The sequence below is a fragment of the Arthrobacter sp. HMWF013 genome (assembly GCF_003061105.1).
GTDB lineage: Bacteria > Actinomycetota > Actinomycetes > Actinomycetales > Micrococcaceae > Arthrobacter.
This window is the reverse complement of record NZ_QAIQ01000305.1, coordinates 1-6,571: the sequence shown is the minus strand read 5'-3', so window position 1 is coordinate 6,571 and position 6,571 is coordinate 1. Positions and strand designations below refer to the sequence as shown.

7 protein-coding genes and 1 pseudogene are annotated in these 6,571 nt (G+C 64.0%); 4 read left to right on the top strand and 4 right to left on the bottom strand.

The window, feature by feature from the left end:
• The coding region (locus DBR22_RS11630; protein WP_258229157.1) for a DUF4307 domain-containing protein at positions 1 to 412 on the top strand (412 nt) is incomplete at its 5' end.
• 167 nt (positions 413 to 579) lie between these two features.
• Entirely contained in the window at positions 580 to 1,074 is a 495-nt protein-coding gene (gene greA / locus DBR22_RS11625; protein ID WP_108599142.1) for a transcription elongation factor GreA, read from the top strand.
• A 27-nt stretch (positions 1,075 to 1,101) separates the two neighbouring features.
• Here greA and DBR22_RS11620 read toward each other — a convergent pair whose 3' ends face one another.
• Genes DBR22_RS11620 through DBR22_RS11605 form a run of 4 tightly spaced genes read right to left on the bottom strand, consistent with a single transcriptional unit; the run spans position 1,102 to position 5,314 of the window.
• A complete protein-coding gene (locus DBR22_RS11620) occupies positions 1,102 to 1,719 on the bottom strand; it encodes a rhomboid family intramembrane serine protease (RefSeq protein ID WP_108599141.1) in 618 nt (205 codons plus the stop codon).
• A gap of 8 nt (positions 1,720 to 1,727) precedes the next feature.
• Positions 1,728 to 2,966, bottom strand: coding sequence for a threonine ammonia-lyase (gene ilvA / locus DBR22_RS11615; RefSeq protein WP_108599140.1), 1,239 nt, complete (start codon positions 2,964 to 2,966; stop codon positions 1,728 to 1,730).
• Between the two features lie 3 nt (positions 2,967 to 2,969).
• The gene (locus DBR22_RS11610; protein ID WP_108599139.1) at positions 2,970 to 4,307 is read right to left on the bottom strand and encodes an AI-2E family transporter; all 1,338 of its coding nucleotides are present in this window, start codon (positions 4,305 to 4,307) and stop codon (positions 2,970 to 2,972) included.
• Between the two features lie 50 nt (positions 4,308 to 4,357).
• A complete protein-coding gene (locus DBR22_RS11605; RefSeq protein WP_108599144.1) occupies positions 4,358 to 5,314 on the bottom strand; it encodes an aldose 1-epimerase family protein in 957 nt (318 codons plus the stop codon).
• Between the two features lie 143 nt (positions 5,315 to 5,457).
• On the opposite strand from DBR22_RS11605, the gene DBR22_RS11600 reads away from it, so the two are divergent.
• Both DBR22_RS11600 and DBR22_RS11595 read left to right on the top strand, forming a co-directional pair.
• Positions 5,458 to 6,285: a DeoR/GlpR family DNA-binding transcription regulator gene (locus tag DBR22_RS11600; RefSeq protein ID WP_108599138.1), complete on the top strand. Its 828-nt coding sequence runs from the start codon at positions 5,458 to 5,460 to the stop codon at positions 6,283 to 6,285.
• A 55-nt stretch (positions 6,286 to 6,340) separates the two neighbouring features.
• Positions 6,341 to 6,571, top strand: a pseudogene (locus DBR22_RS11595) (galactose-1-phosphate uridylyltransferase); the annotation flags it as partial.

Here is a 6,571-nt window from a genome sequence, read left to right as displayed (position 1 = left end):
TGCAGACACTAGCCTAGCCAATCGTTATGGCAGTAAAAAGCAACCCCTGCCACGGGCGGCCAAGCGTGGCATCACCCTGGGTGCACTGGCAGTCGGGATTGGTTTTATGGCCTGGGTCTCCACGTCCTCCGCCGTCGCCGACGTGACCTTCAAGGACATCGGCTTCAAAACCATCGATGCCACAGCAGCCGAGGTCGATTTCCAGGTCACCCGGGAACCGGGAACAGCGGTCAAATGCGCCATCAAGGCCCTCGACTCCAAATTCGCCGTGGTGGGCTGGAAAGTGGTTGATATCCCGCCCGGCGAGGCAGACGCAACGGCCGACGGCGGCAGGACAGTTGCCCAGCGCGTGGCACTGAGGACGGAGTCATTGTCGGTTTCCGGCGTGGTGGACGACTGCTGGATTCCGTGACCGGCCGAGTAACGAGATGTGATCTGCAACGCTTACCCGTTGGGATAAATCCACAGTATTGACTACAATGAATCAATACCCTTTACCCCGCTGAGCTGGTTACTGAGTTCCACAAGTGGCCACCGTGGCGGGGTCTTTTGCATGTATCACCACTAGAGGAGAAGTCCGTGTCTACCACCAACAGCGCGCCTGCAGCCTGGCTCACCCAGGAAGCTTTTGACCGCCTGAAGGCAGAGCTGGACCATCTTTCCGGCGCTGGCCGTGCGGATATTGTCCAGAAGATCGAATCTGCCCGGCAGGAGGGCGACCTCAAGGAAAACGGCGGCTACCACGCTGCCAAAGAGGAACAGGGAAAGATCGAAGCCCGTATCCGTCAGCTGACGGCCCTTCTGCGGGACGCCCATGTAGGGGAAGCACCGGCCGATGACGGAATCGTTGAGCCAGGCATGCTCGTTGTCGCGAGGATTGCCGGCGACGAAGAGACGTTCCTCCTGGGCTCCCGCGAGATCGCCGGCGATTCAGATCTGGACGTTTTCAGCGAAAAGTCACCCTTAGGTGCGGCAATCGTTGGCCACAAAGAGGGCGAGAAGCTCAGCTACACCGCTCCGAACGGCAAGGACATTACGGTGGAGATCCTCTCCGCCAAGCCGTACGTCGGCTAAAACCCAAGCCTGAAAACGCCGGTCCCCTCAGGGGGCCGGCGTTTTTGCTTTTTCGGGGCGCAGCAGCAGGGCGGCTACCAGGCCGCCCACAGCCCCGCCGAGGTGCGCCTGCCAGGAAACAAAGCTGCCCATGATGGGCAGCACTCCCAGCAGGATGCTGCCATAAACCATGAACAGCACCACTGCGAGAAGAATCTGCCGCCAGCTGTGATTGAAGAATCCCCTGACCAGCAGGAAGGCGAACAGCCCGAAAACCAGGCCCGAGGCACCCACCGTGATACCGCCGTCGCCGATCAGCCACACGGTCAACCCGGATCCCAGCCAGCTGAAGGCGAGGGCCGTCAGGAACACCCGGAGGCCTGAAAGGAACACCAGGAAGCCGAAGACGATCAGCGGCAGTGCATTGGAGAGCAGGTGGTTCATGTTGGCGTGCAGCAGCGGGAACGTGAGAATGTCCAGCAGGCCGTCAGCTGACCGCGGCCTGAGCCCAAAGGTCCGGTTCAGAGCATGCAGGGTCAGCATGTTGAACACTTCGATGACGAAGAGCAGGACAACAAACCCGCCTGACACCAGCAGCCCGCCCCGGGCCCGCGAAGCCGTGGTTTCCCTGTTCCGGGGCTTTCCGTCCCCCAACGCGTCCAGCATGGCTGCTCCTAGTGCACCACGATTGGTTGGAAACCCTCCGCACGGAGGGCCCCCAGGACCTGTTCGCAGTGCTCGTGTCCTTTGGTTTCCAGGTTTACCGTAATGGAGACGTCGCCCATGCTGATGGAGCCTCCCACACGGGTGTGGTCCAGGCCGGTCACGTTCGCATCATTTTCGGCAATGATGCGGGCGATGGTCGCCAAGGACCCCGGCCGGTCGTCCAGCATCATCCGCACGGTCATGTAGCGCCCGGCAGCGGACAGGCCGCGCTGGATCACCTTGAGCATCAGCATGGGATCGATGTTGCCGCCGGACAGGATCACTGCAGTGGTGCCCGGATTCTCGATCTTGCCGTCCATCAGGGCCGCCACACCCACAGCTCCGGCGGGTTCGACCACCATTTTGGCGCGTTCCAGCAGGAAGATCAGGGCACGCGCCAGGGAGTCTTCGCTGACGGTGACGACGTCGTCCACGAGTTCGCGGATGATGCTGAACGGCAGCTGACCGGGGCGTCCCACGGCGATGCCGTCAGCCATTGTTGAGACCTTCTTCAGCGGGACCAGCGCGTCTGCGGCCAACGACGGCGGGTAGGCCGCCGCGTTCTCCGCCTGGACGCCGATGATGCGGATCTCGCGGCCCAGCTCACGTGCCCTTGCCTTCACGGCTACGGCAACGCCGGCCAGCAGGCCGCCGCCGCCAACGCCCATCAGGATGGTGTCCACGTTGGGGATCTGCTCGAGAATCTCCAGGCCGATGGTTCCCTGGCCGGACACTACGTCCACGTTATCGAACGGGTGCACAAAGACCATGCCTGATTCGTCGGCATAACGTTGCGCCTCGGCGAGGGCCTCATCCACGTTGTGACCGTGGAGGATCACCTCGGCACCGTGGCTGCGGGTGGCTGCGAGCTTGGGCAGGGCCACACCCAGCGGCATGTAGATACGGGCTTTGATGCCGAGGCTCTTGGCGGCCACAGCAACACCCTGGGCGTGGTTGCCGGCCGATGCGGCAACGACACCGCGTTTTTTCTCCTCAGGCGACAACTTGGCCATGCGGACGTAGGCACCGCGGACCTTGAATGAACCGGCCCGCTGCAGGTTTTCGCACTTGAAGTAGACGTCGCCGCCCACCATGGCACCGAGCGCACGCGATGACTCCACAGGAGTCCGCATAATAATCCCCTCGAGCAGCTTCTGCGCCTCCAGGACATCGTCCAGCGTGACGGGAAGGGTATCGAGGGTGTTCACGGACTATTCTCCTTGGGTGGATTCGGCTCCTGCGCCCTTGCCGGTGGTGGCGGCCCGGGCGGCAGGGATGGATGCTTCTGTACTGGTTGCGGCGTCCTTGCCGCGGCCGGACCTGATGCCGGGTAACCGGACTTCCTTAATGGTGTTATCGGAGTCCGGCCCGTGCGTCGCAGGCCCTTCGGGCGTTGCCAGCACTTGTTCATGTTCCCACGTTCTGGCGGCGATGTAGCGAATCGCTGAGTTTGCTACGGCGAGGATGGGCACCGAGAAAAGGGCGCCGGGGATGCCCGCGAGGTAGGAGCCCGCCGCCACGGACAGGATAACGGCCACCGGATGCAGGGCTACTGCCTTGCCCATCACGAGGGGCTGAAGGATGTGGCTCTCGAGTTGCTGGACCAGCAGGACGATGGCCAGCATGATGAGGGCATTGACCGGCCCGTTGGCCACCAGGGCGAGGAGGACTGCCACGGCTCCGGTAACCAGCGCTCCCACGATCGGAATGAAGGAGCCAATAAACACCAACACACCCAGTGGCAGCGCCAACGGCACACCGATGATGGCGGCACCTGCGCCGATGCCCACGGCGTCAACAAACGCGACGAACATCTGGATACGGGCGTAGCTGACCATTGATGCCCAGCCCTTGCGGCCGGCACCGAAGGTTGCGGCGCGGGCCTTCCGGGGCAGCAACCGGACCAGGAACGCCCAGATCCGGTCACCTTCGAGGAGGAAGAAGATTGTCACGAATAACGCAAGGACCAGTCCGGCGGCGAAATGCCCTGCAGTGCTTCCGAAGGAAAGTGCGCCGCTGAGGATGCTGCTGCTGTTGTTCTGCAGGGCGGCTGTTCCCTCCTGCAGATACTGGTCAATCTGGGCCGCCGTCAGGTGCAGCGGACCATCGGCAAGCCAGCCCTGGATCTGCTGGATCCCGGTCAGCGCCTGGCTCCACAGCTCGCTGAACCCGGCAACAAGCTGGCGCCCTACCAACGCAAGGGAGCCCGCGATCAGGCCCAGGAATCCCACGACAGTAATGGCTACGGCCGCACCGTTGGGAACGCTCCTCCGCCGCAACCAGCCCACCACCGGGCTCAGCAGGCCGGCCAGGAGGGCCGCCACCATTACCGGAATGATCAGGAAGCTGATCCGGCTGAGCAGCCAAACGAGAGCGCCGGCCACCAGCAGGATCAGGCCGATCCGCCAGGCCCACGAGGCAGCGATCCGGACTCCGTATGGAATGTCCTGGTCAAGCTCGCGGTCCCCACGCACCCGCGGCGGACGGGTCAGTCCAACCGCTGGGACGGCGGTCGATGGTGATGGGGTGGCATCCTCGGCTGGCGTCATAGCCTAATACTTCCTCAGCAACGTCCCTTATGCGAAACGGCGGCCAGGCATCATGCCCGGTCCAGGACCGCGCTGATTCCCCAGGAGATGCCGAAGGATTCGCCGGCCGGGAGCCACCGCAGCCCGTCACCGGAGTTGAAGGCGTTCGCCGGCCCGGTCATGGGCTCGATCGCTACAGCCCGTTCGTTGCCGGGCAGCTCGGTGGTCACAAAAACGTGGACATAGCCGCAGGACTCGTCCTGCCACAGCGTCACACTGCGGCCGTCCGGAGCGCTCAGCGTGTGGCGGGCGGTGCCGCCGTCGAACGCCAGATCCGTCAGGGCGACATCGACGTCGAGGTCTCCCACCCTGAGACCGGCACGGAAGTCAGAGTCGCCGCTGACAGGCTCCGCGCTGCGCGGAATGAGGCGCTCGTCGGCCACCAGCCGGGTGTCAGCAGCTACCGTCAGGATCAGATCGTCCACGGCCGTCCCGCCCAGCCGCAGGTACGGATGGGCGCCGAGGACGAATGGTGCGGGGGCTGTGGAATGGTTGATCAGGGTCTGGCGGACCTCCAGCCCCAGATCCTCTGCCAGGGAATACTGCACCCGGTGCCGTACCAGGAACGGGTAACCATGTTGCGGAAAGACCGTAGCCTCCAGTGTCACTGAATGCTCGGACTCATCCACCAGGTTGTAGGACGCGTTGCGGAGGAGGCCATGGCTCGCGTTGTTCCGCGAAACCTCCGTGATGTCCAGCTGCTGCTTCTTGCCGTTGAGGTACCAGACCCCGTCCTCCACCCTGTTTGCCCACGGTGCGAGGGTGATGCCGGCGGCGCCAGGCGCGATGCGGTCATCGCCGTAGGTTTCCGTCAACGCCACGCCGGCACGGCTGTAAAGCCGCAGCCCGGCTGCCAGCTCGGTGACAACCGCAAGGGCGTCACCCCTGCGGATCTCATACTGCCTGCCGGTGGCGTAGGCCTGAAAGCCCGTGGCGACGCCTGTGTCCGCACTTGGAATCGAAGTCATGAGCACCACCGTACAGGGAGACGGGAAGGTCCTGCCATCACACGCAAATGTTATCTTTTGTGTGAATCTATTTCTTTTTGAGCGAAATATGGGATGATTATTGAGGACACGCCACACGAAACCCCGGACCCAGGAGGAACACCATGTTGGCAGCTCAACGCCAGCACCTGATCCTCCAGGAGCTGATGGACGCGGGTACCGTCCGGGTGGCAGCCCTGGCAGCCCGCCTGGACGTTTCCGAGATGACCGTTCGCCGGGACATTGACGCCCTCGACGCCGGCGGGCTGCTCCTCCGTGTGCATGGCGGCGCAGCCCGTACCGACAGCTTCAGCGCGCTCGAGCCGGGCTTCGCCGTCAAATCCACACGGGAGCTGGATGCCAAGGCAGCCATCGCCGCAGCGGCCCTGGAACTGATCCGGCCGGGCATGACCGTATTCCTGTCCGGCGGCACCACAACGTTTGAGCTGGCAAGGATCCTTCCCCGCAACCTGGGCATCACCGTTGCCACCAACTCCATCATGGTGGCCCACTCGCTTGCAGCAGCACAGCCGGACGCTCCCGACGGCAGCACCGGGGCCGGCAGCGGCGGCCAACCCTGCCATGGCATCCGGACTTTGATTCTGGGCGGCGAGAGAACACCCTCGGAGGCGCTGGTGGGGCCGCTGGCCGCCCAAGCTGCGAAAACCATTGCCGCCGACCTGTGCTTTATGGGCGTCCACGGCATGGACGTGGACGCCGGAATCACTTCCCCGAACATGCTCGAAGCAGAGGTCAACGCCGCCATGGTCGCCGGCTCCGCGAAGCTGGTTGTCCTTGCCGACGCCACCAAGTACGGCATGGTGGGCCTGGCAGGCATCGCCCCGCTGTCCGCCGTTGACATCCTGATCACCGATCCGGGACTTAGCCCAGACGCAGCAACGGCCCTCCGCGGCGCAGTCCGCCAGTTGCGTATCGCCCCGGAAGCCGCTTAGACCCACCAGCCACCAAGGCCGGACTTATACCGGCACCAGCACCCGAAGGAACGCAATGACAAGTATCACCAGCACCAACCTTGCCGACGGCCGGGAGCTGATTTATTTCGACGACGCCGATGTCCCCAAGCCGCGCACCGCCGAAACCACCACGGACCTCAGGCCGCTGCCGGAGCGTGGCGAGCCGGGCGAAGTCCGCTTCGATGCCCTCACAGACGAATGGGTGGCGGTGGCGGCCCACCGGCAGACCCGCACCCACCTCCCGCCCGCAGACCAGTGCCCCATC

What these genes read in the sequence shown, in the direction of transcription:
- DBR22_RS11605 (WP_108599144.1), bottom strand. Translation starts at nt 5,314, where the DNA reads ATGACTTCGATTCCAAGTGCGGACACAGGCGTCGCCACGGGCTTTCAG.
- DBR22_RS11620 (WP_108599141.1), bottom strand. Translation starts at nt 1,719, where the DNA reads ATGCTGGACGCGTTGGGGGACGGAAAGCCCCGGAACAGGGAAACCACG.
- DBR22_RS11610 (WP_108599139.1), bottom strand. Translation starts at nt 4,307, where the DNA reads ATGACGCCAGCCGAGGATGCCACCCCATCACCATCGACCGCCGTCCCA.
- DBR22_RS11600 (WP_108599138.1), top strand. Translation starts at nt 5,458, where the DNA reads ATGTTGGCAGCTCAACGCCAGCACCTGATCCTCCAGGAGCTGATGGAC.